Below are 1,021 nucleotides of genomic sequence, written 5' to 3'. Positions count from 1 at the left end.
CCATAAATATTCATTATCAAAAACAGGATGTTTCCTGTGGCTCTTATAATAGTTCTTCTCAAATTCTATCCAAGAATGAAATTCATCAAAGTCCTTCATTTCATAAATGATTTATATTTCTGAATGTAAAATTAATAAAAAGGAGATTCTAAATGTAACCAACACCAGTTTTAATTACTTCAATATACAATAAGCCTGTCCCCATTTTCAGTTATACAGTCCCAATTTATTGGCTTGAAAAGGAAACAGGCTTATATTTTGTTAGGTATCAATGCATTCTTATCCAAAGCCACCATCTCCACCTTCTTCTATACCGCCACCTCCGGTACCGCTACCACCACCGTCATCACTTCCACCGGAAGTAATGCCTTTGGCTTTTTTATAGTCTGCAAGGCTGGCATAGCTGATGCCTTCGTCCAATACTCCGGCATTTTGGAATTGAATACCCTGGAGTACACTTTCACGGAATTCCTTACTTGGAGTGAATATGATACGTGGATTCTTAATCATTGCTCCGGCATTGAAATCGGTAATGTTTTCTACACCGTCACTTTTGAACGAAACACGTATAGTACCTAAATCACCTACTCTTACTGTGTGTCCTTGCTGCAATTGCTGACGTGCGTGTCTTCCAAGTAATTCAAGAGCTGCTTCCATTTCTATGGGAGCAGTTGTTGTGTTTTCCGTAGCTGCACGTGTCATGGCTTTTACAGTCTGGGGAACTTCGCTGATAGGAATTGCATACCATTTCTTAGGTGCTTCCTTATCCTGCGGATTGATTTTCTTTACGAGCTTGTACTTGTACATACTGACCTCCTTTTTTATTAGTGGGGACTGTAATGGCAAAGTTACAATTTTATTTGAAATGGCAAAGTTTTCTTGCAGATTATTACATATGTAGAGTCAAGTGGCAAGTGCAAAATTAGCAAATACTTTTATAAAACTCGATTTTGGGGGTTGAAAACCCTAGTTTTTTACGCGGTCTATCATTAATTTGATATTGTACTTTGTTCAGTTCCGC

The 1,021-nt window shown here is 38.1% G+C and carries 1 protein-coding gene; it reads right to left on the bottom strand.

Features of this window, described 5'->3' with window-relative positions; translation table 11 throughout:
* Positions 1–279 precede the first annotated feature (279 nt).
* Positions 280–807: an HU family DNA-binding protein gene (locus I6E24_RS16390; protein WP_235329767.1), complete on the bottom strand. Its 528-nt coding sequence runs from the start codon at positions 805–807 to the stop codon at positions 280–282.
* Between the last annotated feature and the right edge of the window lie 214 nt (positions 808–1,021).

This window comes from Bacteroides caecigallinarum, assembly GCF_021530995.1.
Lineage (GTDB): Bacteria > Bacteroidota > Bacteroidia > Bacteroidales > Bacteroidaceae > Phocaeicola > Phocaeicola faecigallinarum.
The sequence above is the reverse complement of the archived record's forward strand: the minus strand, read 5'-3'. Positions and strand labels throughout refer to the sequence as shown.

What these genes read in the sequence shown, in the direction of transcription:
- I6E24_RS16390 (WP_235329767.1), bottom strand. Translation starts at nt 807, where the DNA reads ATGTACAAGTACAAGCTCGTAAAGAAAATCAATCCGCAGGATAAGGAA.